The sequence below is a fragment of the Amycolatopsis alba DSM 44262 genome, from assembly GCF_000384215.1.
GTDB classification, from domain to species: domain Bacteria; phylum Actinomycetota; class Actinomycetes; order Mycobacteriales; family Pseudonocardiaceae; genus Amycolatopsis; species Amycolatopsis alba.
Genome location: NZ_KB913032.1, coordinates 3,118,262 through 3,141,588, shown reverse-complemented (window position 1 = coordinate 3,141,588; position 23,327 = coordinate 3,118,262). Strand labels below are relative to the sequence as shown.

22 protein-coding genes and 1 riboswitch are annotated in these 23,327 nt (G+C 69.9%); of the genes, 20 read left to right on the top strand and 2 right to left on the bottom strand.

Going from position 1 to position 23,327, the window contains the following annotated elements; all coding sequences use genetic code 11:
* Nucleotides 1-41 precede the first annotated feature (41 nt).
* From AMYAL_RS0114740 to AMYAL_RS0114725, 4 genes are all read left to right on the top strand, one after another.
* Nucleotides 42-629 (top strand): TetR/AcrR family transcriptional regulator, encoded by a 588-nt coding sequence (locus tag AMYAL_RS0114740; protein WP_020632075.1) that lies wholly within the window; start codon nt 42-44, stop codon nt 627-629.
* Nucleotides 630-744: 115 nt separating this feature from the next.
* Nucleotides 745-1,971, top strand: coding sequence for a M14 family metallopeptidase (locus AMYAL_RS0114735; protein ID WP_020632074.1), 1,227 nt, complete (start codon nt 745-747; stop codon nt 1,969-1,971).
* Between the two features lie 86 nt (nt 1,972-2,057).
* On the top strand, nt 2,058-2,579 hold the full coding sequence (locus tag AMYAL_RS0114730) for a gamma carbonic anhydrase family protein (RefSeq protein WP_020632073.1): 522 nt from the start codon (nt 2,058-2,060) through the stop codon (nt 2,577-2,579).
* Between the two features lie 69 nt (nt 2,580-2,648).
* Nucleotides 2,649-2,727: riboswitch (ZMP/ZTP riboswitch) on the top strand.
* A gap of 21 nt (nt 2,728-2,748) precedes the next feature.
* Nucleotides 2,749-4,017: a serine hydroxymethyltransferase gene (locus AMYAL_RS0114725; RefSeq protein ID WP_020632072.1), complete on the top strand. Its 1,269-nt coding sequence runs from the start codon at nt 2,749-2,751 to the stop codon at nt 4,015-4,017.
* 65 nt (nt 4,018-4,082) lie between these two features.
* Here AMYAL_RS0114725 and AMYAL_RS0114720 read toward each other — a convergent pair whose 3' ends face one another.
* Nucleotides 4,083-4,598, bottom strand: a complete 516-nt coding sequence (locus AMYAL_RS0114720; RefSeq protein ID WP_020632071.1) for an inorganic diphosphatase — start codon at nt 4,596-4,598, stop codon at nt 4,083-4,085.
* Nucleotides 4,599-4,749: 151 nt separating this feature from the next.
* Between AMYAL_RS0114720 and dacB the strand changes: the two genes are divergently transcribed.
* The 13 genes from dacB to folK all read left to right on the top strand — a co-directional run bounded on the left by dacB (nt 4,750) and on the right by folK (nt 18,129).
* On the top strand, nt 4,750-6,825 hold the full coding sequence (dacB, locus tag AMYAL_RS0114715; protein ID WP_020632070.1) for a D-alanyl-D-alanine carboxypeptidase/D-alanyl-D-alanine endopeptidase: 2,076 nt from the start codon (nt 4,750-4,752) through the stop codon (nt 6,823-6,825).
* Between the two features lie 109 nt (nt 6,826-6,934).
* On the top strand, nt 6,935-7,963 hold the full coding sequence (locus tag AMYAL_RS0114710) for a zinc-dependent metalloprotease (protein ID WP_039795489.1): 1,029 nt from the start codon (nt 6,935-6,937) through the stop codon (nt 7,961-7,963).
* Nucleotides 7,960-8,934: a tRNA lysidine(34) synthetase TilS gene (gene tilS, locus AMYAL_RS0114705; protein WP_020632068.1), complete on the top strand. Its 975-nt coding sequence runs from the start codon at nt 7,960-7,962 to the stop codon at nt 8,932-8,934. Before AMYAL_RS0114710 ends, tilS begins: the two co-directional genes overlap by 4 nt.
* A 12-nt stretch (nt 8,935-8,946) precedes the next feature.
* Nucleotides 8,947-9,510: a hypoxanthine phosphoribosyltransferase gene (hpt, locus tag AMYAL_RS0114700; protein WP_016337783.1), complete on the top strand. Its 564-nt coding sequence runs from the start codon at nt 8,947-8,949 to the stop codon at nt 9,508-9,510.
* A gap of 139 nt (nt 9,511-9,649) precedes the next feature.
* Nucleotides 9,650-10,015 carry a hypothetical protein gene (locus AMYAL_RS0114695; protein WP_020632067.1) on the top strand — a complete coding sequence of 122 codons (366 nt, stop codon included), beginning with the start codon at nt 9,650-9,652 and terminating at the stop codon, nt 10,013-10,015.
* A gap of 17 nt (nt 10,016-10,032) precedes the next feature.
* Nucleotides 10,033-11,415, top strand: coding sequence for a WXG100 family type VII secretion target (locus AMYAL_RS0114690; RefSeq protein ID WP_020632066.1), 1,383 nt, complete (start codon nt 10,033-10,035; stop codon nt 11,413-11,415).
* Between the two features lie 65 nt (nt 11,416-11,480).
* Entirely contained in the window at nt 11,481-12,275 is a 795-nt protein-coding gene (locus tag AMYAL_RS0114685) for an ESX secretion-associated protein EspG (protein WP_026467079.1), read from the top strand.
* 136 nt (nt 12,276-12,411) lie between these two features.
* Nucleotides 12,412-13,245 carry an ESX secretion-associated protein EspG gene (locus AMYAL_RS0114680; protein ID WP_020632064.1) on the top strand — a complete coding sequence of 278 codons (834 nt, stop codon included), beginning with the start codon at nt 12,412-12,414 and terminating at the stop codon, nt 13,243-13,245.
* A gap of 189 nt (nt 13,246-13,434) precedes the next feature.
* Complete coding sequence (ftsH, locus tag AMYAL_RS0114675; protein ID WP_020632063.1) at nt 13,435-15,861, top strand: ATP-dependent zinc metalloprotease FtsH; 2,427 nt, start codon at nt 13,435-13,437, stop codon at nt 15,859-15,861.
* A complete protein-coding gene (gene folE, locus AMYAL_RS0114670; RefSeq protein ID WP_026467078.1) occupies nt 15,830-16,444 on the top strand; it encodes a GTP cyclohydrolase I FolE in 615 nt (204 codons plus the stop codon). The genes ftsH and folE overlap by 32 nt, the downstream gene beginning before the upstream one ends.
* Entirely contained in the window at nt 16,441-17,283 is an 843-nt protein-coding gene (gene folP, locus AMYAL_RS0114665; RefSeq protein WP_020632061.1) for a dihydropteroate synthase, read from the top strand. The genes folE and folP overlap by 4 nt, the downstream gene beginning before the upstream one ends.
* Nucleotides 17,276-17,635 (top strand): dihydroneopterin aldolase, encoded by a 360-nt coding sequence (gene folB, locus AMYAL_RS0114660; RefSeq protein WP_020632060.1) that lies wholly within the window; start codon nt 17,276-17,278, stop codon nt 17,633-17,635. Before folP ends, folB begins: the two co-directional genes overlap by 8 nt.
* Entirely contained in the window at nt 17,632-18,129 is a 498-nt protein-coding gene (folK, locus tag AMYAL_RS0114655) for a 2-amino-4-hydroxy-6-hydroxymethyldihydropteridine diphosphokinase (RefSeq protein ID WP_020632059.1), read from the top strand. The genes folB and folK overlap by 4 nt, the downstream gene beginning before the upstream one ends.
* A 172-nt stretch (nt 18,130-18,301) precedes the next feature.
* On the opposite strand, the gene AMYAL_RS0114650 is transcribed toward folK, so the two are convergent.
* On the bottom strand, nt 18,302-19,243 hold the full coding sequence (locus tag AMYAL_RS0114650; protein ID WP_020632058.1) for a MerR family transcriptional regulator: 942 nt from the start codon (nt 19,241-19,243) through the stop codon (nt 18,302-18,304).
* A gap of 60 nt (nt 19,244-19,303) precedes the next feature.
* Between AMYAL_RS0114650 and AMYAL_RS0114645 the strand changes: the two genes are divergently transcribed.
* From AMYAL_RS0114645 to AMYAL_RS0114635, 3 genes are all read left to right on the top strand, one after another.
* Entirely contained in the window at nt 19,304-19,765 is a 462-nt protein-coding gene (locus AMYAL_RS0114645) for a DUF3180 domain-containing protein (RefSeq protein ID WP_020632057.1), read from the top strand.
* Nucleotides 19,766-19,834: 69 nt separating this feature from the next.
* Nucleotides 19,835-21,871: a DUF6779 domain-containing protein gene (locus tag AMYAL_RS0114640; protein WP_026467077.1), complete on the top strand. Its 2,037-nt coding sequence runs from the start codon at nt 19,835-19,837 to the stop codon at nt 21,869-21,871.
* A gap of 208 nt (nt 21,872-22,079) precedes the next feature.
* The gene (locus AMYAL_RS0114635; protein ID WP_020632055.1) at nt 22,080-23,249 is read left to right on the top strand and encodes a PrsW family intramembrane metalloprotease; all 1,170 of its coding nucleotides are present in this window, start codon (nt 22,080-22,082) and stop codon (nt 23,247-23,249) included.
* Nucleotides 23,250-23,327 lie beyond the last annotated feature (78 nt).

The window sequence follows — 23,327 nt, the reverse complement described above, 5'->3', positions numbered from 1 at the left end:
CTTCAGGGCTACCGTCCTGACTACGTGGTGTAAGGAATTTCGTGACCGCCGTTCCCGGCCGCAGCGTGCGGCTCTCCCCCAATCAGCTGCAGAAACAGGAGCAGATCGTCGAAGCGGCCCGTGTCGTGCTCGCCAGGGACGGGCTCGCGGGCTGCACCGTGCGCGCGATCGCGGACGCCGGGCCGCTCACGAAGAGTGCGATTCATTACTACTTCGCCGACATCGACGTCCTGATCGACCGCGCGATGGCGGCGCACATCACAACGTTCACGGCCGATTTGCGCAAAATTTCGGAGAAACACGATCACCCGGACGAGCGGCTCTTCGCCGCTCTCGAGGCCTTCCTGTCCGAGTTCTCCGGCCGTCCGAACGCGGCGTTCCTCTGGTTCGAGTATTGGATCGCCGCGGGCCGCGCGCAGCACCCTCAGGCCATCGACGTCATGCTGACGTCGATCACCGAACTGCTCGCGGAACTGCTCGCCCCGCTCGACGTGGAAGACCCCCGCGCGCGGGCTCGCGCGCTGCTGTCCTATCTGCTCGGCGCGATCGTCCAGCAGCGCGTCCGGCGGCGGCCGTTCGCCGCGCTGCGCGGCGACATCGAAGCGCTCTGTTTCGCGAACTACGGCTAGAAATACGCATTAGATCCGTACCGTTACGGATTGTTCGCTCTCCCGGCTCCGGCCATGGTGGGGTTCCCCTTCCCTGCCTCAGAGCTAGGAGACGACGATGCGCATAAGACGGTGCATGGCCGTGGCGATCGCGGCTGTCGCGGCGTTCACCATCCCGGTCGCCGCGAGTCCGGCGACCGCCGACCAGCAGGCCGAAGACGCGCAGGTCCAGATCTACGAGGTCTTCGGCACCGACACGGCACAGCAGCGCACCCAGATCTCCCGGCTGGGCGTCGACGTCTTCGCCTCCTCCGGATCCACGACCACGGTGATCGGCGAAGCGCGCGACGCGGCGAAGATCCGTTCGCTCGGCTTCCGCGTCGAGCAGCGTGGCGTCGTCGACAGGTCGGAGAAGGTCGGCACGAACGCGATCAACGACTTCCCGCCCGCGGACTCCGGCTACCACAACTACGCCGAGGTCACGACGGAACTGCAGAACGCGCAGGCGAAATACGGCTCGATCGCGAAGCTGAGCAGCGTCGGCAACTCCTACCAGGGCCGCGCGCTGAACATGCTCAAGATCAGCGACAACGTCGGGACCGACGAGAACGAGCCCGAAGTCCTCTTCACCTGCAACCAGCACGCGCGCGAGCACCTCACCACCGAGATGTGCCTGCGGATCGTGAACCGGTTCACCCAGGGCTACGCCACCGACCCGGCGATCAAGCGGTTCGTCGACAGCACCGAGATCTACGTGATCCCGAACGTCAACCCCGACGGGTCGGAGTACGACATCTCCGGCGGCAGCTACAAGTACTGGCGCAAGAACCGGCAGGGCAACGGCACCGACACCAACCGGAACTGGGGCTACAACTGGGGCTGCTGCGGCGGTTCCTCGGGCTCGACGGGCAGCGAGACCTACCGCGGCCCGTCGGCGTTCTCCGCCCCGGAGACCAAGGCTGTGTCCAATTTCGTGAACTCGCGCAAGATCGGCGGCGTCCAGCAGATCAAGGCGAGCATCGATTTCCACACCTATTCGGAGCTCGTCCTGTGGCCGTTCGGCTTCACGTACAACGACACCGCGCCGGGGATGACGCAGGCCGAAGCGCAGCGTTTCCAGACGCTGGGCAGGCAGCTCGCGGCGACCAACGGCTACACGCCGCAGCAGTCGAGCGACCTGTACATCACGGACGGGACGATCGACGACTGGATGTGGGGCACCCACAAGATCCTGAGCTTCACCTTCGAGATGTACCCGCGGGGCGCCAACCCCGGCTTCTACCCGCCCGACGAGGTGATCGTCCGGGAGACCACGCGTAACGACAAGGCCGTGGACATCCTGCTGAACACCGCCATCGGCTGACGCTTCCGCGTTCCGTGAAGGCCTCCTTCCCTACTCTCAAGGTAGGGAAGGAGGCCTTCACGGACTTTCGCGCATAGGGTGCGGGCATGCCGATGTTCGAATTCGAGGGGCACCGCCCCCAGGTGGATCCCGAAGCGTGGATCGCCCCCACCGCCACCCTGATCGGCGACGTCGTCGTCGAGAAGGGCGCTTCCGTCTGGTACGGCGCCGTGCTGCGCGCCGACTTCGGGAAGATCCTCATCCGCGAGGGCGCCAACATCCAGGACAACTCGGTCATCCACGTCAACGGCGGCGTGACCGAGGTCGGCAAGAACGTCACCGTCGGGCACCAGTGCCTCGTGCACGACTGCACGATCGGCGAGCAGGCGCTGATCGGCAACGGCTCGACCGTGCTCGACAAGGCGCAGATCGGTGCGAAGGCCCTGGTCGCGGCCGGTGCCACGGTGACGCCCGGAATGGTCATCCCGCCGGAGACCGTCGCCATGGGCAGCCCCGCGAAGAAGCACGTCCCGCTCGACGGCGCCGCCCGCGGCTGGGTCGAGCACAACGCCGCGATCTACCAGGATCTGGCGCGCAGGCACGCGGAAAGCGTCAAGCCGGTCGAGTGACCGCGGGCGGTGCCGGACATCGTCCGCATGCCGGATTCCGCGCCGGTGGCTTGCACTAGGCTCTGGGGGCACCAGCGACTGGCGCATTTGAGGTGGAGCACCACCGGGAAGCGAATTCGGGCCGGCACCGCGCGCCTGGGTGAAGGCCTCTCCTGAGCGGGAGTACGCCATGACACACCAGCCAGCACTTTCCGCGCTCGCCGCCGCGGATCCGAAGATCGCGGGGCTCGTCGAGGACGAGGCGAAGCGGCAGCACGACAAGATCCGCTTGATCGCCTCCGAGAACTACGTCTCCCAGGCCGTCTTGGAGGCGACAGGCACCGTCCTCACCAACAAGTACTCCGAGGGCTACGCCGGCAAGCGGTACTACGAGGGCCAGCAGCTCGTCGACCAGGTCGAGAATCTCGCCATCGAGCGCGCGAAGGCCGTCTTCGGTGCCGACCACGCCAACGTCCAGCCGTACTCCGGTTCTCCGGCGAACCTGGCGGTGTATCTCGCGTTCGCGCAGCCGGGCGACACCGTCCTCGGCATGGCGCTGCCGGACGGCGGGCACCTCACGCACGGCTGGAGCGTGTCCGCGACCGGCAAGTGGTTCACCCCGGTCCGCTACGGCGTCCGCAAGGAGACCGGCCGCGTCGACCTCGACCAGGTCCGCGAACTCGCGCTGAAGCACCGGCCGAAGCTGATCTTCGCGGGCGGCACCGCGATCCCGCGCACCATCGACTTCGCGGCGTTCGCGGAGATCGCCCGCGAGGTCGACGCTGTCCTGGCCGCCGACATCGCGCATATCGCCGGTCTCGTCGCCGGTGGCGCGCACCCGTCGCCGGTCGGGCACGCGCAGGTCATCACCACGACCACGCACAAGACGCTGCGCGGTCCGCGTGGCGCGATGATCCTCTCCGACGCCGACCACGCGAAGGCCGTCGACAAGGCGGTGTTCCCCGGTCTGCAGGGCGGCCCGCACAACCACACGACCGCCGCGATCGCCGTCGCGCTCGGTGAGGCGCAGAAGCCCGAGTTCGCCGAGTACGCGCACATGATCGTCGCCAACGCGCGGGCGCTGGCGGAGGCGCTGGTCGAGCGCGGCTACGACCTCGTGTCCGGCGGCACCGACAACCATCTGCTGCTGATCGACCTGACGAACAAGAACGTGCCGGGCAAGCCCGCCGCGCAGGCGCTGGACCGGGCCGGGATCGAACTGAACTACAACACCGTGCCGTTCGACCCGCGCAAGCCGTTCGACCCGTCCGGCATCCGGCTCGGCACCTCCGCGATCACCACCCGCGGGCTCAAGCCGGAGCACCAGGTGCAGGTCGCGGAGTGGATCGACCGCACGATCACCGCGGCGGCGGGCGAGGAGCAGTCCGCTTTGGACACCATCGCCGCCGAGATCCGCGACTTCCTGGCGCCGTTCCCGATCCCCGGCTACTCCGCGTAGTAGTACATGAAGGCCCCCTTCCTTGCGCCAGGCGCAAGGAAGGGGGCCTTCATGTACTTGGAGAACTAGTGCGACGGGCCGTCGACGGCTTCCTTGGCCAGCCGGTCGGTCTCACGCTCGTACGAACGCTTGATCTCGGCCTCGGCGTCGGTACGCCCGACCCAGGTCGAACCCTCGACGCTCTTGCCCGGCTCCAGGTCCTTGTACACCTCGAAGAAGTGCTGGATCTCGAGCTTGTGGAACTCGTTCAGGTGGTGGATGTCGCGCAGGTGCTCAAGGCGCGGGTCGTTCGTCGGGACCGCGAGGACCTTGTCGTCCGGGCCCTTCTCGTCGGTCATCCGGAACATGCCGATCGCGCGGCAGCGGATCAGGCAGCCGGGGAAGGTCGGCTCCTGGACGAGCACCAGCACGTCGAGCGGGTCGCCGTCCTGGCCGAGGGTGTCGTCGATGAACCCGTAGTCGGCGGGGTACTGGGTGGCCGTGAACAGGGTCCGGTCGAGTTTGATCCGACCGGTCTTGTGGTCCACCTCGTACTTGTTGCGCTCCCCCTTGGGGATTTCGATAGTGACGTCGAATTCCACGCCGGCCTCGCTGCTCTCGTCTTTGGTACGCCCCGCCTCGCGGACGGCTCACCGAAATCATCGTCTTGTCTTCACTAGTGTGGACCACGGGGGCTCGGGCGGTCGCATCGATGTGGTCGTATGTGAGCTTGGCCCCTTCCCCGGACGGTGGATGAAGGAGCGTTACGTGCCGGAAAACGATGTCCCGAGCTGGCCGTCGGACGACAAGGACACCTCATCCGCCGAGCCCAAGGGCACCAAAGGGGGGAGCGAGGCCACCGTCTGGCTGCCCATGTCGGGTCTGGCGCACGGGAAGACCGAAGAGCTGGCAGTGCCGAAGGTCACACCCGAAAGTGGCTCCTGGTTCCAGCCGGTCGTCGAGGTCGAGGAAGAGCCGGACGTCCCGGAAACGCCGACGCCGCAGTGGTCCGCTTTCGCGCCGGTGACGCCTGTCGAACCGAAGGAGCCCGAAGCTCCGAAGACGGTCTTCGTCCAGCCCGTCCAGCCGCAGCAAACAGACAAACCGGACTGGGATCAGTTCGACCGGGGCACCGCGACGCCCTCTCGTGATCACGAGCTGGCGAGACCCGAGCCGAGGCCGGAACCCCCGCCTCAGGAGCAGCCGCCGCTGAACCCGCAGCAGCCGCCGCGCCGTCCCGAGCAGAACCGGGTCGAGCCGCCGCGTCCCGCGGAGGTCCCGTCCGCGACCATGCACGCGCGTCCGGTCCGCATCGAGCCTGCCGAAGAGCGCTTCGACTCCGAAGCCACTGTCGGGATCCAGCAGCCCGAGCCGCCGTCCTCGGAGCCCCCGGTCGCCGAGACCGCTGCCGCGCCCGCGCCGCAGCCGAAGAAGCGCAAACGCAAGGTCCTGCTGATCACGAGCCTGGTCGTGGTCCTGCTGCTCGCCGGCATGGGCGGCGCCGCCGCGATGCCGAAGGTGTCGAACCGGCTCGGCCTGCCCTGGGCGCCGAACGCGCCGAAGGGCGAGATCCCCAAGCCCGCCGGTGTCACCCGTGTCCTGCACGGGCCGGACATCAACGGCGCCGGGCCGACGAAGGAAGCTCTCGCGGCCGCGCTGGCGGGCCCCGCCGGCGCCGCGGACCTCGGCACGCTCACCGGCACCGTCGTGGACGCCTCGACCGGAGAAGTCCTCTGGGACAAGAACTCCGGCACCCCGCTGACCCCGGCTTCGACCACGAAGATCCTCGTCGTCGCGGCCGCGTTGCTGTCGATGGACCACGGGACGCAGATCTCCACGAAGGTCGTCCAGGGCGCCGATCCCGGCACTGCCATCCTCGTCGCGGGTGGCGACCCCTCGCTGACCTCGTTGCCGCTGGGCACCGACTCGCCGCTGTATCCGGGAGCCGCCCACGTCGACGACCTCGTCGCTCAGGTCAAGAAGGCGAGCGGCGGCAAGATCACCAAGGTCCAGCTGGACATCAGCCTGTTCAAGGGCCCGACGTCCGCGAAGGGCTGGGACCCGGAGGACACCGCCGCCGGGAACACCTACATGGCGCCGGTCCTGCCGGTGATGGCCGACGGCGGCCGCAACGATCCGAAGAGCGACCACGCGCCCCGGATCGCGAACCCGGCCGCCGCGCTGACCCAGAAGATCGCGGGGAAGCTCGAAGCCCAAGCCGGCGGAACGACGACGGCACCGAAGGACGCGAAGGTGCTCGGCGAGGTCAAGTCGCAGCCGCTCACCGAGTTCGCCAACTCGCTGCTGCAGCTTTCGGACAACCTGATGGCGGACGCCCTCGCTCGCCAGGTCGCGCTCGCCAAGGGCGGCGAAGCGTCCTTCGTCGGCGGTGCGACCGCGACGATGGACGTGCTCAAGCAGGCCGGATTCGATCTGACCGGCGTCCAGATCAACGACGGCAGCGGACTGTCCGACCAGAACAAGATCCCGGCCAAGGTGCTCAGCGAGATCCTCGCGGTCGCGGCGGCGCCGGACGGCAAGGATCCGAGGACGGCCAAACTGCGGCCGCTGCTCGCGGGTCTCCCCGTCGCGGGCGGCAGCGGGACGCTGGAGAAGCGCTACGGCGACCCGGCTTCGTCGGCGGGCCGCGGCTGGGTGCGCGGCAAGACCGGCACGCTGTCCGGCGTGAACACCCTGGCGGGCGTGGTGCTGGACACCGACGGCCGGATGCTGGTGTTCGCGCTGATGTCGTCCGGTTCGGACCAGAACAAGGGCCGGGCCGCGCTCGACGTCGTCGCGGCGACGCTGCACAAATGCGGCTGTCGCTGATTCCGGTGAGCGACCGGAATCGGAGCGTGAGGAAGTCGAGGCGGAATTCGGTCTTCCAGCGGGTAGCGTCATGAGAGTGACTGAGGAAACGCCGACCGAGACGCGTTCGATGGTCGACTGGTCCCTGGCCGCCTCGACGGGCGCCCTCCTGGTGCGCGGCGGTCCGGTCGTCGACCGCGATGAGGCCGACGAAGCCGTCGCCGAGCTGCGCGAACTGACCATCGAGGCGGAAGGCCATGTCCGCGAGCTGACCGGACTGGGCCTCGACCTGCCGTTGCTGCCCGCCGAGGTCGTCGACAGGCCCGGCTGGGTCCGTTCGGCCGCCGCGGGGCTCGACGCGCTCACCGGCCGCGCGCTGCCGGAGGCCCAAGGCGGTCCGCTGGCCCCCGTGCTGGCCGGTGGCGCCGGCGTCCAGACCGGCCTGGTGCTCGCGTTCCTGGCTTCCCGCGTACTCGGCCAGTACGACCCGTTCGGCGGGCCGGACCGCCAAGGGCAGCTCGTGCTCGTCGCGCCGAACGTGGTCGCCGCCCAGCGCGCGATGGACGTGCCGGGGCACGACTTCCGGCTGTGGGTCTGCCTGCACGAATGCACCCACCGGCTGCAGTTCACCGCGGTCACCTGGCTGCGCGACTACTTCGCCGACGAGGTCGAGCGCCTCATCGGCGGGCTCGCCGGCCGCGACGCGGACGGGCTGAGCGACCTGGTCGGCCGTCTGCCGGACACTATCAAGCAGATCGGCAAGGGCAAGACGGGCGGCGCCGGGCTCGCCGAACTCCTGCAGTCCCCGAGCGAACGCGCGGTGTTCGACCGGCTGCTCGCCCTCTCCACCCTGCTGGAGGGGCACGCGGACTTCGTGATGGACGCCGTCGGGCCGCGGGTCGTGCCGAGTGTCGACCTGATCCGGTCGCGGTTCACCGCCCGGCGCAAGGGCGGCGGGCTGATCGACCGCGTGCTGCGCAGCCTGCTCGGAGTGGACGCGAAGATGCGTCAGTACGAGCAGGGCGCGAAGTTCACGAAGCACGTCGTCGACGCTGTCGGCATGGAAGGTTTCAACGCCGTCTGGACGTCGCCGAACACGCTGCCGACCAGGGCCGAGATCACCGATCCGGCGGCCTGGGTGCGGCGCCTGCACGGGTGAGCGGACCGGATCCGGCGATCGCGGCCGTGCGGACGGCCGTACGGGAGTTCCTCGCCGTCTCCGGGAAGCCGGGCGAGTTGTGCGTCGCCGTCTCCGGCGGCGCGGATTCGCTCGCGCTGGCCGAAGCGGCCGCGTTCACCGGGACCCGCGCGGGACTGAAGGTGCGGGCGCTCGTCGTCGACCACGGTCTCCAGGCCGGTTCCGCCGAAACCGCCGCCCGTGCCGCGAGCACGGCACGGGAACTGGGCGTCCACACCGCCGAAGTCCTGAAAGTGCGGGTCGAGGGCGCTGGCGGACCGGAAGCCGCGGCCCGCCGGGCCCGCTACGGCGCCTTGCGCTCGGCGCTGGGCGGCGGCCACGGTCTCGTCCTGCTCGGCCACACCCTCGACGACCAGGCCGAAACCGTCCTGCTCGGCCTCGGCCGCGGTTCGGGGCCGCGTTCGCTGGCCGGGATGCGGCCGCACGACCCGCCGTGGGGACGGCCGCTGCTCGGCGTCACCCGCGCGATCACCCGGCAGGCGTGCCGGGCGCTCGGCGTCGACCCGTGGCAGGACCCGCACAACGAGGATCCGCGGTTCACCCGTGTCCGGTTACGGACGGAAGTACTGCCCCTTCTGGAGGATGTGCTGTCCGGCGGTGTCGCGGCTTCGCTGGCCCGCACCGCGGCGCAGCTGCGCGAGGACACCGAGGCGTTGGACACACTCGCGGGTGAGGTCCACCTGCGTGCCTTCACCGGGGAAGGGCTCGACGTCGCGGTGCTCGCCACCGAACCGCCCGCGCTGAGGCGGCGCGTCCTCCGCAGGTGGCTGCTGGACTCCGGGGTCCGCGAACTCACCGACGCCCACCTGCGTTCGGTCGACGCGCTGGTGGGGAACTGGCGGGGTCAGGGCGGGGTCTGGCTACCCGGCGACTTGGTGGCCGCGCGGGCGCATGGCAGGCTCTTCCTCGAAGCACCCCAGTCCACCACCTAGAGGGGAATTCCCGTGTACGAAGGCGAGATCGCCTCCGTGCTCGTCACCGAGCAGCAGATCAACGACAAGATCGCCGAGCTGGCCGCCCAGGTCGCCGCGGACTATCCGGCCGACGGCCCCGGCTCCGGGCAGGGAGATCTCCTGCTCGTCGGCGTGCTCAAGGGCGCGGTGATGTTCATGACCGACTTCGCCAGGGCACTCCCTCTACCTTCGCAGCTCGAGTTCATGGCGGTCTCCTCCTACGGCTCGGCGACGTCGTCGTCCGGCGTGGTGCGGATCCTCAAGGACCTCGACCGCGACATCGCGGGCCGCGACGTGCTCATCGTCGAGGACATCGTCGATTCCGGGCTGACGCTGTCCTGGTTGCTGAAGAACCTGGCGAGCCGCAACCCGGCCTCACTCGAGGTCGTCTCGCTCCTGCGCAAGCCGGAGGCGGTCAAGGTCGATGTACCGGTCAAGTACATCGGGTTCGACATCCCGAACGAATTCGTGGTCGGATACGGCCTCGACTACGCGGAGCGTTACCGGGACCTGCCCTACATCGGCACCCTGGATCCGCACGTTTACACGTCCTGAGAACCGCTTGCCCGCGTCGGCGGGAATACGGAACCCTGAGCACGCGGAACGCGTCATAGGTTGCGATCAGGTGCGTTAACCTATGCGAAGACCAACGACCACGAACGTGGCCTGGCCGGGGGAAACGGAGAGAGCTCAGATGGGGAACAGCAGCTTGGCGGACGCGAACGCGTTCAAGAACGCCGCGGCCCAGGGCCAGGTCGGGATCGACCCGGACGCGGCCCAGACCGCACTGAACAAGATCCGCACCGGCAAGGACGCCGTCGAGGCACTGCTCCACCGTGCCGGTGACCTCGGGCAGGCGCCGAAGCTGGGCAACAACCCGGTCGGCAACGCCATCGCCGCGAAGGTGGCGCACCGCGCCGACGGCGGCGGCGACTCGTACGCCGCCGCTCTCCAGAACCTTTACCAGCAGTACGAGGCGGCCGAGTCCGGCATCGTCACCGCGATGGCCCGTTACCACGAGATCGACCAGGCCGCGGCCGAGCCGTTCCGGAACGTCTGAGGGGGAGTCAGAAAGCCATGCCACCGAAGCACAGCGCCGACTCTTACGGCGAGAGCAGCAGCAGCTCCACCCCGGTCCAGCTCGGGGACAACTCGCAGGCCGCGGGCATCGTCTCGACCGCTCGCGGGCGCTCGGACGGCTTCGAGATCGGCGCCGACCGCGCCATCACGAACCCACCGAACTGGGAGAGCGCCCCGAGCAGCCAGGACCTGTGGAACCAGGCCAACATCGGCAACGACCCCAGCACCGCGACGTCGATCAGCCAGTCATGGGGTTCGCACGGCCGTCAGCTGAGCCAGGCCTCGAACGACCTCTACAACGCGATCTCCGAACTGGGCTCCGCCTGGATCGGCCAGGGCGCGGCGAGCGCGCAGGGTTCGCTGGTCGCCATCGCGAACTCGGGTTCGCAGGCCTCCGAGGCCGCGCACACGATGTCGGACAGGCTGCAGAAGCAGGCCGACGCGGCCACCAAGGTCAAGCTCATGCCGAAGCCGACCAACTACACCCCTGAAGGCGCGATGGGCCAGGCCCTCGCGGCGGGCCCGGTCGGCATGATCACCGACCAGAAGCCCCTCGCCGACCAGGACAAGGAAGTGCGGGCGGAGCAGGCCAGGTTCCTCGAGGCCTACACCAAGGAGATGAGCGAGGTCGACAGCTCGACCCCGAGCTTCGGCCCCGAATCCCTCGGCATGAAGCCGACGGCTTCGCACAACAGCGCTTCGTTCAGCGGTGTCGGCAACGTCGGCGGCGGTGGCCTCAACCACGGCGCCGTCTCCGGCGCCCCCGTCCTCGCCGGCACGCACGGCTACGGCGGCGTGCCGGGCAGTGGCTCCGCACCGGTCCACGCCGGTCCGGACTCGGGCGTGTTCTCGCAGGCGGGCTACAGCCCCGCCACCGGAAACCTCCCGGCTTCGGGTCTCGCGCCCGGTGCAGGTGCCGGTGTCGCGTCCGGGGCGGGCGCCCCGATCACTCCGCACGCCCCGGCGGCGAGCGGCGGCAGCGGGCTGGGCCAGGCGCTCACCGCGGCCGGAATCGGCGGTGGCCTCGGCTACGCCGGTGCCAAGGCGCTCGGACAGGGCAACAAGTCCGGTTCCAAGGACTCCGACAGCACCGACGCCGCGGCGACGGACAACGCGCCCGCGCAGAGCGCCGCGTCCCAGGCCGTGCCGCAGCAGGGCATCGTGTCCTCCAGTGGCACCATCGGTGGCGGCCCCACTCCGCCGATGCAGGGCATGGGCGGCGGTATGGGCATGGGCGCCCACGGCGCGCAGGCCGAGCAGGAAGAGGAGCACACGCACGCGTCGTTCCTCATCGAGCCGGACCCGGACGACGCCTTCGGCGCCAACGAGGCGACCCCGCCGCCGGTCATCGGTGCCTGGACCGAAGACGACGATCGCTAGAGCGGTTTTCACCGGGCGCGCGGCCGATCAGGCCGCGCGCCCGCTGACTTGTTTGGGGGCGGATGATGGCGAACGGTGAACTGCTCACCGCGGTCGAGCTGGACTTCCTGTGGGAGACCGCGAACGCCGGGGAGCTGCCGTACCCGCTGCGGCTCCGTTCGCACGGGGCGACCATGGACGAACGCGGCGCGCTGCGGACACAGACGCTCCAGTCGCTGAACCAGCGCCGTCTCGCCGACGAACGCGGGCGCCCCGAACCGCATATCGAAGACTGTTTCGGCGTCCTCGCGCGGCCGGATCTGAGCCTGGACTGCGTCCAGCTCAACAACCCCAACACCGAACCGCTGCTCGCGGTCGCGTCGCTGCTCGGCGGCCAAGGCCTCCTGACGGTGCAGGACCAGCGCGGTTTCCACTTCCACCCCATCGCCACGGACGGCCTCGCGAGCGCGATCGTCTCCCTCCTGCCGCCGGGTTCGCGCGGCACGGAGAAGTCGATCACCCTCCCGCTGGACGGGCTCGTCGGCGCTTCGGGAGCGGACTTCCTCCAGCGTCGCCAGCCGCAGGTCGACGGCTCGGCGACGTCCGACGAGGACCGCAAGGCCCTTTCGCGGCTTCAGGCTCAGCCGCGGCTTCGCGGCGGCCAGTTCGGCGCCAACGCGCGGAGCAAGCACGGCACGCGGAGCAGGTCTTCGGTGCTGAGCTGGTTCGACACGCAGTCCGGCCGGTACTTCACCCAGGCCACGCGCGGGTCCGACGGCCGGGACTGGATCACCATCGCGCCGGCGGATCCGGCGACCTTGCGGCACCGGCTCACGGAAATGCTGGGGAAGATCGCGGCTGAATCTTCTGTCGCGCGCTGATCTCCGCCGCCCGTTCATCGCGTTCGCGCCGGACCACTATCCGCATCCGGCCGACGACTGTCGTACCCCTTCGCTATCGTGAACCCTCTGGGTGTCCCGAGGCCCAGGAGCCGAGGTGCCGGGAGGGCACACAGCAATGCACCAGGAACACTTCACGCCGCTGGCGTTCGACTTCCTCTGGGAGTCCGCCGAGCTCGGCGACCTGCCGTACCCGCTGCGCGTGCGTTCACACGGCGCGACAGAGCTCGAACGCCGGGCGCTGCGCCAGCGCGTCGACGGCGAACTCCAGGCCCGCGGCCTCCGCGACGGCCGGGGAAGGCTCGAGCGGAGGATCGAGGACTGGCTGTACCTCCTCGCCCGCGGCTCGCTGACCATCGACGCGCTGCACATCCCCGAGTTCCAGGCCCCGACGATCGCCGTGCTCGGCGCCACCGACGGGAGCGCCGGGGTGATCGCCATCCAGGACCAGTCCGGTATCTGGCTGCGCGAGGCGCCCGCCGACGGGCTGCCGACAGCGGTCGTCGACCTGCTGCCCCCAGGGCAGCGCGGTTCGGAGGCGTCCATCACGCTGCCGATCGACGACGCGCGCCGCACCGAGCCGATCCGCGGCGCCGTCAACCCGACGAAGCAGGCCGAGGAGCCCGAAGCGGCGAAGACCCGCCGCAAGGAGAAGCCCCGAGTCTCACTCAGTGAACGCGTCACCGCGGACCCGCGTGAGGCGTTCGGCAAGCTCACCGGCCAGCCGCGGCTGCGTGGCGGTCAGCTCGCCGCGAACAGCCGGTCGCACGTGGGTGCCAAGCAGCGGTCCCGTGTCCTCGGCTGGTTCGACACCGCCAGCGGGCGCTACCTCAGCACGTCACAGGCCGGTCCGGACGGGCGCGAATGGGTCACCGTCTCGCCCGCCGACGTCAAGACACTCCGCATGCGACTGGGTGAGATGGCCGCCGGTGTGGCGGTCGACACACGCTAGGGTCGCGCTCCGGGAACCCTCGCGCGGCGTCCGCCGTTGACGTCCGAGAGGCTCACCACCCTCGTCCGTCCAGGCGGGCGGTATCCTGAGGGGCGGGTGTCGGAGCACCATGGGTCGTCAAGATCGTGATGGCGGGTATCACAGGAGCCGCCCAACCAGGAAGGGTCGAGGCCACCAGGGCCGAGTCGTATGAACCGGAAGAGCGTGCTCAGGAACCCAGTGCTCTGGATTCTCGCGGCGGTACTGGCGTTTCTCGCCTACAACACGATCTTCGACAGTGATCGTGGCTACACCCAGGTGCCGATCTCGGTCGCGAATCAGCAGATCACCGCGAACAACATCAAGGAAGCCTCGCAAGAGGACAAGGAGCAGCAGGTCAAGCTGCTGCTGAACAAGAAGATCGAGGTCGACGGCCAGCAGGTCGACCAGATCATCGCGCAGTACCCGGCGAACGTCGCGGGCACCGTCTACAACCAGCTCATCGCCCTCAAGAGCGGTGACAACCCGGTCAAGTTCACCACCAAGGTCACCCAGCAGAACGTCCTCACCCAGATCCTGATCTTCGCCATTCCGCTGGCGCTGGTGCTGGGCCTGCTGATGTGGATGATGAACAACGCCCAGGGCGGCGGGAACCGCGTCCTCAACTTCGGCAAGTCGAAGGCCAAACAGCTCAACAAGGACATGCCCAAGACGACCTTCGGGGACGTCGCGGGCGCCGACGAGGCCGTCGAAGAGCTGTACGAGATCAAGGACTTCCTGCAGAACCCGGCGCGCTATCAGGCACTCGGCGCGAAGATCCCCAAGGGCGTCTTGCTCTACGGGCCGCCCGGTACCGGTAAGACGCTGCTCGCGCGAGCCGTCGCCGGTGAGGCTGGCGTGCCGTTCTACACGATCTCCGGTTCCGACTTCGTCGAGATGTTCGTCGGTGTCGGTGCTTCGCGAGTCCGCGACCTGTTCGAGCAGGCCAAGCAGAACGCGCCCTGCATCATCTTCGTCGACGAGATCGACGCGGTCGGCCGCCAGCGCGGCGCCGGCCTCGGCGGTGGCCACGACGAGCGTGAGCAGACGCTGAACCAGCTCCTCGTCGAGATGGACGGCTTCGACGCGCGCGGCGGGATCATCCTGATCGCCGCGACCAACCGTCCCGACATCCTCGACCCGGCCCTCCTGCGTCCCGGCCGCTTCGACCGCCAGATCCCGGTGTCCGCACCGGACATGCGCGGCCGCAAGGCGATCCTCGAGGTGCACGCCAAGGGCAAGCCGATCGCGCAGGGCACCGACCTGAGCAGCCTCGCCAAGCGGACCGTCGGCATGTCCGGCGCCGACCTGGCGAACGTGCTCAACGAGGCCGCGCTGCTCACCGCCCGCCAGAACGGGCACGTCATCACCGACGCCGCGCTGGAGGAGTCGGTCGACCGTGTCGTCGGCGGTCCCGCCCGCAAGAGCCGGATCATCTCCGAGAAGGAGAAGAAGATCACGGCCTACCACGAGGGCGGGCACGCGCTCGCCGCGTGGGCGATGCCGGACATCGAACCGGTCTACAAGCTGACGATCCTGCCGCGCGGGCGCACCGGCGGTCACGCCCTGCTCGTCCCGGAGGACGACAAGGAGTTGATGACCCGTTCGGAGATGATCGGGCGCCTGGTCTTCGCGATGGGCGGCCGCACCGCGGAGGAGCTCGTCTTCCACGAGCCCACCACCGGTGCCTCCTCCGACATCGAGCAGGCGACGAAGATCGCCCGCGCGATGGTCACCGAATACGGCATGAGCGCCCGGCTCGGCGCCGTCAAGTACGGCCAGGAGCAGGGCGACCCGTTCCTCGGCCGCTCGGCGGGCCGCCAGGCGGACTACTCGCTGGAGGTCGCGCACGAGATCGACGAGGAGGTGCGCAAGCTCATCGAGACCGCGCACACCGAGGCGTGGCACGTGCTGAGCACCTACCGCGACGTGCTGGACGAGCTGGTCATCGAGCTCCTCGAGAAGGAGACGCTGACCCGCAAGGACCTCGAGCGGATCTTCGCGTCCGTCGAGAAGCGCCCGCACATCACCATCTTCAACGAGTTCGGCGACCGGAAGCCGTCGGACAAGCCGCCGATCAAGACCCCCGGCGAGCTGGCGATGGAGCGCGGCGAGCCGTGGCCCCCGCCGGAGGAGAAGAAGGAGCAGCCGGTCCTGCAGCCGGCGCCGACCCCGGTCGGCACCGTGCAGGGTGGCGGCGAGCTGCCCGGTGGCCCGCCGTACGCGGCCCCGGTCCCGCCGCCGGACCCCAACGCGAACCCGTACGCTCCGCCGCAGCCGGGCGCCTACCCCAACGGTGGCCGCCCGAACGGTGGGCCGAACGGCACCGGCCACTGGCCCCAGGCATATGGTGGGCAGCAGCCGGGTGGTCCGGCAGGTGGTTACCAGGGTGGGCCCGTCGGCGGCCCGCCGAACTACGGGGCTCCTCCCGGATGGACCCCGGCGACCCAGCCGGGCGGCCAGCCGAACCAGCCCTGGCGTCCCGCCGAAGACCGCCCGCGCGAAACCTGGTTCGGCGGCGAGCCGGGCCAGCCTGGCGGTCAGCAGGACGAAGGACAGCAACGGCGTGACGACGGACAGGACGACACCAAGCGTTAACGGCGAAAGCCCGGTCTTCGACCAGGACCGGGCCGAGAAAGCCGTACGCGAACTCCTGCTCGCCTGTGGTGAGGACCCGGACCGGGACGGTCTCTTGGAGACCCCGGCTCGGGTCGCTCGCGCTTACCGGGAAATGTTCGCCGGGCTCTACACCGAGCCGGATCACGTCCTGGACCGCACGTTCGACGAGGCGCACGAAGAACTCGTCCTCGTCACGGACATCCCGATGTTTTCAACCTGTGAACACCACCTGGTCCCGTTTCACGGCGTCGCCCACGTCGGCTACATCCCGAACGGCCACGGCAAGGTCACCGGCCTGTCCAAACTGGCCCGCCTCGTCGACCTCTACGCCAAGCGCCCGCAGGTCCAGGAGCGGCTCACCTCCCAGGTCGCCGACGCGCTCATGCGCAAACTCGCGCCCCGCGGCGCGATCGTCGTGGTCGAGGCCGAGCATCTCTGCATGGCCATGCGCGGCATCCGCAAACCCGGCGCCAGGACGACGACGTCGGCCGTGCGCGGTCTGCTGCAGTCTTCGGCGTCCTCGCGGGCGGAGGCGCTGGACCTGATCAAGGGGCGTCGATGACCGCCCTGCCCCGGCCCGGCCGGTGCGCGGTGATGGGCATCCTCAACGTCACGCCCGATTCCTTCTCCGACGGCGGCCGCTACCTCGGCGTCGAGCAGGCGCTGGAGCACGCGCACGAGATGTGGGCGCGTGGCGCGGACCTGATCGACGTCGGCGGGGAGTCGACGCGGCCGGGGGCGTCCCGAGTGGACGCCGAGACCGAGATTTCCCGGATCATGCCGGTGATCCGCTCCCTCGCCGCCGACGGTGTCACGATGTCGGTGGACACCACCCGCGCCGAGGTCGCCCTCGCCGCCGTCGAGGCGGGCGCGTCCGTCATCAACGACGTCTCCGGGGGGCTGGCCGATCCGGACATGGCGAAGGTCGCCGCCGAGACCGGGGTGCCGTATGTGCTGATGCACTGGCGCGGGCACAGCAAGGACATGAACGCGCTGGCGTCCTATGCGGACGTCGTCGCGGACGTGCGCGACGAGCTGCTGTCCCGAGTGGACGAAGCGGTCGCGGCAGGCGTCGACAGCGATGCGATCGTGCTCGACCCAGGGCTCGGGTTCGCGAAGAACGCCGAACACGACTGGGCGCTGCTGAACGGCCTGGGTTCCTTTCTGCCCCTGGGTTTCCCGATTCTCGTCGGCGCATCGCGAAAACGCTTCCTCGGCCGCCTCCTGTCCGGAAAGGACGGGACACCCGCTCCGCCGGACTGTCGCGAGAACGCGACCGCGGCCGTGTCCGCGCTCGCCGCCGCGGCAGGCGCGTGGGGTGTGCGGGTGCACGAGGTCGGCGCGAGTATCGACGCCGTGACCGTCGCGGCGGCTTGGCGGAAGGGGAGTCCCGTTGTCTGACCGGATCACGTTGACCGGCTTGAGGGTCTTCGGCAGGCACGGGGTCTTCGACCACGAGAAGCGCGACGGCCAGGAGTTCGTCGTCGACATCGTGGTGTGGCTGGACCTCGGCCCGGCCGCCGCGTCCGACGACCTGACCAAGACGCTGCACTACGGCGAACTCGCCGAACTCGCCGCCGGGATCGTGGCGGGCGAGCCGTACGACCTCATCGAGAGTGTCGCCGGGAAGATCGCCGACGAGGTGCTGCGCGACGAGCGGCTGACCGCCGTCGAGGTGACGGTGCACAAACCGTCCGCGCCGATCCCGCTGAACTTCGACGACGTCGCCGTCACGGTGCGGCGGGAGCGATGAGCCGCGCGCTGCTTTCGCTCGGGTCGAATCTGGGGGACCGGCTCGCGTTCCTTCAGTCCGCCGTCGACGCCGTGCGCCCGGCTGTCGTCGCGGTGTCGTCGGTGTACGAGACGAAGGCGTGGGGTGTCGAGGACCAGCCGGACTTCCTCAACGCCGTCGTCCTGGTCGACGATCCGGCGCGCGATCACTGGGACTGGCTGCGCGCCGGGCAGGCCGCCGAGCAGGCCGCCGGACGCGTGCGCGAGGTCCGGTGGGGACCGCGCACGCTGGACGTCGACATCGTGACCGTGGACGGGGTCCGCTCCGACGACCCCCAGTTGCTGCTTCCCCATCCCGGCACGCCGGAGCGCGCGAGCGTGCTGATCCCCTGGCTGGAGATCGAGCCCGCCGCGGTGCTCCCCGGCCACGGTCCCGTTGCCGACCTTCTCGCCGCCCGCCCCGCTTCGGACCGCGACTCGGTCCGGCTGACCTCCCTCCCCCTCGCTCGCGCCTGACCCCCACGCAATCGCGGCGGTGGCGGGCCGGGCGGCGTGTCGCGAAAGCCACTTTCGGGACACCAGACGTCGCGAAAGTGGCTTTCGCGACACGGCCCTGGTGGCAGACCGGGCGGGGAGGCGGTGCTCAGGGCGGTCGTGAGTGCCGGAGGGCGATAGCAAAGGTCCCTTGCTACCCCAGCGCGGAGCGCAGGGCGGCGATGATCCACTCGCCCTGCGGCATCTGCGAGGGGAACGACGGCCAGCCGTTCATCTTCCCCAGCAGCATCCAGTACCGCTCGGCGCGCGGGTCGTAGCTGATCACCATCCCGTCGGTCAGCCGCTTCCGCCAGGCCGGGTCGGCCGGGTCCCGTCCGTTCCGCGAAGACTGCGTGAAGATCGTCTCCGCCAGTTCCCGGCCTTCGGGCGAGTCCGGCGAGATGCCTGCTTCGAGCGCTTCGGACGCCTTCGCGCTCCACGCCATCCACAGCTCCTGCTGCTTCTCGCCGAAGTCCGCCCCGTCCTGCTTCCGCAGCTGCGAGTGCCACTCGCTCATCCGGCGGATGGACGCGCGGAACTCGTCGTCCTGCACGAGTTCCGCGAACTCGATCCACGCCTCCAGCTGTTCGGGCGTCGGGTCGTCGGGCAGCTCCGGTTTCGCCGAACGCATCCGCTCGTAGAACTGCGGATCCAGTTCGAGCCCTTCGACCATGTCCGCCCAGAACTCGTCGAGCAAACGTTTGCGGTCTTCGTCCGACATCGACGCGAGTTTGTTCATCAGTTCGACCTCCTCCAGTGGTGAGTCCCGTTTGGCCACCGCTCGCAGGACCGCGCGGCGCAGTTCCAGCCGCCGGATCTGCTCGTCCAGGGCGGCGACGTGCTGGACCGCGAGGTCCCCGATGGTCGCTTCCCTGGTCAGCGCCCGTTCCACGTCCGCGAGCCCCAGCCCGAGTTCCCGCAGCGTCCGGACCAGCTCCAGGCGCGCCATCGCGGTGGCGTCGTAGAGGCGGTAGCCGGAGTCGGTGCGGTCTGTCGGTGGCAGGAGCCCTTCGTCGGAGTAGAAGCGGATGGTCTTCACCGGCAGGCCGGTTCGTTTGGCCAGTTCCCCGATGGTGAAGACCGCTGACGTGCCCATATGCTTCATCGTCGACTCTCCAGTGGGTGGAGAGTCAAGCCTGCCAGGTAGCGTTGGACCATGCACTTCACCCGGCCACGTGAGCTGGCGGTGGCCGGCCTCCTGGGTTTGGTCCTGGTCTATCTGGTCTTCCAGGTCGCCTACGGCTCGATCCCCGCGCTTCCGCTCTTCGCCGGGATCACGCTGTTCGTCCTCGCGCTCTGCGAGGCCGTACTCGCCTTCATCGTCCGTTCGCGGATCAAGGAGGGCCGGGTGCTGTCCGCGATCTCCGTCGCCCGATCGGTGGCGCTCGCCAAGGCCTCCTCACTCGCCGGGTCCGCCATGACGGGGGTCTGGCTGGCGGCTTTCGCGTATCTTTTTCCGCGACGTGACGAACTCCTCGCGGCGAGCGGTGATCTCCGCTCGGCGACCGTCGGGATCGTCAGCTCGGTGGCGCTGGTAGCTGCGGCTTTGTGGCTCGAACACTGCTGCCGGACCCCCGAAGGCAGTGATCGGGACCGCGATCCCGAGCCGACCGGTTAACGCTCGAGAGGCACCGCTCGAAGTACCGACTAGGTCTCGTTCGGATTACTAGAAGGTACGGTGTTGGGCATGACCGGGGTGGGTGACGACTCGCGCGGCCGCCTTGCGGGTAGGCCGTGGCTTGTCGTCGGCTTGGTTCTCGCCGTCGGCGCGACTCTCGCATTGGTGCTTTCCGACGACCTCCGCTACTTGCGGCTGGGGATCGTCGCGGCGCTGTGGGCCGCCTTGATCGGTGCGTTCCTGGCGGTCCGATACCGGAAGCACGTGTCCCACAGCGAGGACGCCGTCGCCGAGGCACAGGCCGTCTACGAGCTGGAACTGGAACGCGAGATCGCCGCCCGCCGCGAGTTCGAGCTGGAGATGGAAGCGGAGAACCGGCAGGCCGCCGAGACCCGCTCCCAGGACGAGCTCGAAGCGCTCAGAGCCGAGGTGAGCGCTCTGCGTGAGAGCCTCCAGTCGCTCTTCGGTGGCGGCGAGGTCCTCCTCGAACGTGTCGCGCTCACCGCGCAGGCCACCCGGATGCGGTCCCTCGACAACAAGCAGCTGATGAGCGCGGGGTCCGAGAACGGCAACGGCAAACCCCAGCTGATGGCGGCCAAGAGCACCACGATCGACGTCGAAGAGCGTGAACGCGAACGCGAGCGCCCGACCGAGATGATCGACCGCGTCCTCGAACCCGCGTCCGCGCGGGCCGGGACCCCGGCCGCCGCCCGCCGTAAACCGGCGAACGGCCAGGTCAACGGCACCGGTGGCTACGGCCAGAGCAGTCAGGTCCCCCGGCCGAAGCCGGTCGACGAATCGACTCGCCGCAGTATGCGCAAGGCGGACGCCCGCGCCTCGAAGGCGGCGGAAGCACTCGCCGCGGAGGCCGCCCGCCGCGAACGACTCGAAATGTCCAACCCCGGTATGTCGCCCGCCGAGATCTCGCGGCCGATGCCGAGGGTCGACGACCGGCGCAAGACCCCGCCGCCGGTGACCCCGGCCGAGGTGTCCCGCCCGTCCATGCCGGGCGTCTCCCGCGCGGAGGTCTCGCAGCCGTCGATGCCCACCATCGCCAGGCAGCCCAAACGCCCCGAAGCCCGCCCCGAACCGCGTCCGGAGCCCCAGCGCGCCGAACCGCCCCGCCGCCCGCAGCAGGCCTCACTGCAGCAGCGGCTCGACGCGGGCACCGTGCAGCGCCCGCCCGCCACACGGCCGGAAGAGCCGACCCGTGCCCAGACGCCGCCGGTGAAGCCCGCCGCGCAGGCGAAGCCGGTCAAGAAGGTCGAACCGGACCGTCCGCGGCCGAACCGTGAGCTCGGGCTGACCCGGCCGGGTATGAAGCCGGTCGAGCGGTCCCGCCCGGCCGGTGACACGCCGCCGCCCGCGAACAAACCCGCCGCGGCGGAGCCGATGGAGGCCACCGGCGAGTGGAAGCCGTCGTGGACGCAGGAGCGCCCGGTCTCCGACCTGAGCGCCGCGTTCCCCCGGAAGGACGACTTCCAGGACCGGCTGCGCCCCACACCGCCGCCCCAGCCCAAGCCTCAGCCCCAGCCGTCGGCTTCCCTGCCCCGGCCGGAGCCGCGCCCTGAACCGCGTCGTGATCCGGAGCCCCCGACCCCGCTGTCGATCCCGGTCGTGGCCGAGCCTCCTCGCCGGGCCGAGCCCGTGCGGCCGCCCGAGCCCGAACCTGTGCGCCGTCCGGCCGCCGAGGCGCCGTCGCGGCACGGTTCGCCCGCGGAGGAGCCGCCCGCGGTCAACCCGACGCTGCCCGAAGAGCTCCGGGTGACGCAGAACGGCGGCGGACGCCGTCGCCGGGCCGCCGAGGACTCCTCGGTCTCGATCACCCCGGCCCCGAGCGCCCCGGAACCCACCGGTGGCGGCCGCCGCCGCCGTCCGGACGGCGAGCCCCCGGCCTGGCAGGGCACCGAGTCCGCAGGCGGCCGTCACGGCGGTAGGCGGGCGAAGCCGGAGGACGAGGCACCGTCCCGCAACGGGTCTTCGCACAGCCGTCAGGAGGCGCCCGACGCCGGCTCCCACGCTTCCGGCCGTTCGGTGATGGACCTGCTCGCCGCCAACGGCGCGAACGAGTCCACCCCGCGGCGCAGGCGGCGTGCGGAGGACTAGGCGCGCATCCGATCAGGTGAACCCGCCACCGCGATCGACGTCGGCAGGGCGCTCGCCGGTCGGTCCAGTCGCCTTTTCGAGGCCGGGCGCCCTGCCACCGCGATGGCGGGGCCTTCGGCCGGGCGGGTTCACGCGTGCGGCCGGTACTGTCTCGGACTTCAGCTCCACGTCCCGCTCCTGTCCCGTACCGACGGTAGGGTGACCCGCTGTGAGCGAGCCTTCCTCCCCGGCGCCCGGTTCCGAACGGGCCCGCCGGTCCCGGTCGATCACCGTGCTGCTGCCGGTGCTCGGGCTGATCGCCGTCGCGCTGTGCGGGCTGTTCGTCTTCGGCACGGTGACCGAGAAGGTCGGCCTGCCCGCGGTGACGATCGGCGTGCTCGCGGCGCTGGTCCCGGTCGCCGTGGTGGTGACCGCCTTCCTGTGGGTCGACCGCTGGGAACCGGAACCGCCGAAGCTCCTGCTGCTGTCCTTCGTCTGGGGCGCGTGCGTCGCGACGATCATCGCGCTGCTGCTCAACAGCGGCGCCGAGGCCGTCGGTGACCTGCTGCTCGGCAGTGGCGGAGGAGGCAAGATCAGCGGCCTGGTCTCCGCGCCGCTGGTCGAGGAGGCCGCGAAGGCCGCCTTCATCCTCTTGCTGTGGTGGCGCCGCCCGAGCGAGTTCGACGGTGTCGTGGACGGCATCGTCTACGCCGGGTTCACCGCGGCGGGGTTCGCCTTCACCGAGAACATCTACTACTTCGGCCGCGCCTTCGCCGAGTACGGCTTCGGCGACGGCACGAGCGCCGGTGTGCTCGCGGCGTTCTTCCTCCGCGGTGTGCTTTCCCCGTTCACGCATCCGCTGTTCGCCGTGATGACCGGGATCGGGCTCGGTGTCGCCGCGAGCACCAAGGTCCGCTCGCTGCGGATCCTGGCGCCGATCGGCGGCTACCTCGTCGCCGTGCTGCTGCACGCGCTGTGGAACGGTGCCGCGCTGCTCGGCGGCGCCAAGACCTTCCTGAACGTCTACTTCCTGATCATGGTGCCGTTGTTCATCGGGGTCTTCTCGGTGGTGGTCATGCAGCGGCGCCGCGAGCAGCGGATCGTCGCGGCCGCGTTGCCGATGATGGTCGACGCGCGCTGGATCGCGCCGTCCGAGGTGACCCTGCTGGCCAGCCTGTCCGGACGGCGGTCGTGGCGGAAACAGGCGAGGAAACAGTCGGGCCGGGACGCGGCGAAGGCTGTCGGCCGTTACCAGGCCAGCGTGACCGAGCTCGCGTTCCTGCGGCGCGGCCGGAAGCTCACCGACGAGGGAAAACAGCGGCAGCGCGAACTGCTGCAGGTGCTCAAGACCTCGCGGGCCGAGGCCGTGCGGCTGGCGGACGGTGCTCCGCGCGGGTGACCTCGGTCAGGTGAAGCTGGTCACGAGGGCCGTTTCAGACGCGGGCCGGAGGGTTACTCTCGCGCCGTCGTCCGGTAC

Coding starts and splice junctions, on each gene's coding strand:
- AMYAL_RS0114695 (WP_020632067.1), top strand. CDS start 9,650: ATGGGGAACAGCAGCTTGGCGGACGCGAACGCGTTCAAGAACGCCGCG.
- AMYAL_RS0114685 (WP_026467079.1), top strand. CDS start 11,481: ATGGCGAACGGTGAACTGCTCACCGCGGTCGAGCTGGACTTCCTGTGG.
- AMYAL_RS0114650 (WP_020632058.1), bottom strand. CDS start 19,243: ATGGGCACGTCAGCGGTCTTCACCATCGGGGAACTGGCCAAACGAACC.
- folP (WP_020632061.1), top strand. CDS start 16,441: ATGACCGCCCTGCCCCGGCCCGGCCGGTGCGCGGTGATGGGCATCCTC.
- dacB (WP_020632070.1), top strand. CDS start 4,750: ATGAAGGAGCGTTACGTGCCGGAAAACGATGTCCCGAGCTGGCCGTCG.
- folK (WP_020632059.1), top strand. CDS start 17,632: ATGAGCCGCGCGCTGCTTTCGCTCGGGTCGAATCTGGGGGACCGGCTC.
- AMYAL_RS0114725 (WP_020632072.1), top strand. CDS start 2,749: ATGACACACCAGCCAGCACTTTCCGCGCTCGCCGCCGCGGATCCGAAG.
- AMYAL_RS0114690 (WP_020632066.1), top strand. CDS start 10,033: ATGCCACCGAAGCACAGCGCCGACTCTTACGGCGAGAGCAGCAGCAGC.
- ftsH (WP_020632063.1), top strand. CDS start 13,435: ATGAACCGGAAGAGCGTGCTCAGGAACCCAGTGCTCTGGATTCTCGCG.
- AMYAL_RS0114735 (WP_020632074.1), top strand. CDS start 745: ATGGCCGTGGCGATCGCGGCTGTCGCGGCGTTCACCATCCCGGTCGCC.
- AMYAL_RS0114710 (WP_039795489.1), top strand. CDS start 6,935: ATGGTCGACTGGTCCCTGGCCGCCTCGACGGGCGCCCTCCTGGTGCGC.
- AMYAL_RS0114730 (WP_020632073.1), top strand. CDS start 2,058: ATGCCGATGTTCGAATTCGAGGGGCACCGCCCCCAGGTGGATCCCGAA.
- AMYAL_RS0114680 (WP_020632064.1), top strand. CDS start 12,412: ATGCACCAGGAACACTTCACGCCGCTGGCGTTCGACTTCCTCTGGGAG.
- AMYAL_RS0114645 (WP_020632057.1), top strand. CDS start 19,304: ATGCACTTCACCCGGCCACGTGAGCTGGCGGTGGCCGGCCTCCTGGGT.
- AMYAL_RS0114640 (WP_026467077.1), top strand. CDS start 19,835: ATGACCGGGGTGGGTGACGACTCGCGCGGCCGCCTTGCGGGTAGGCCG.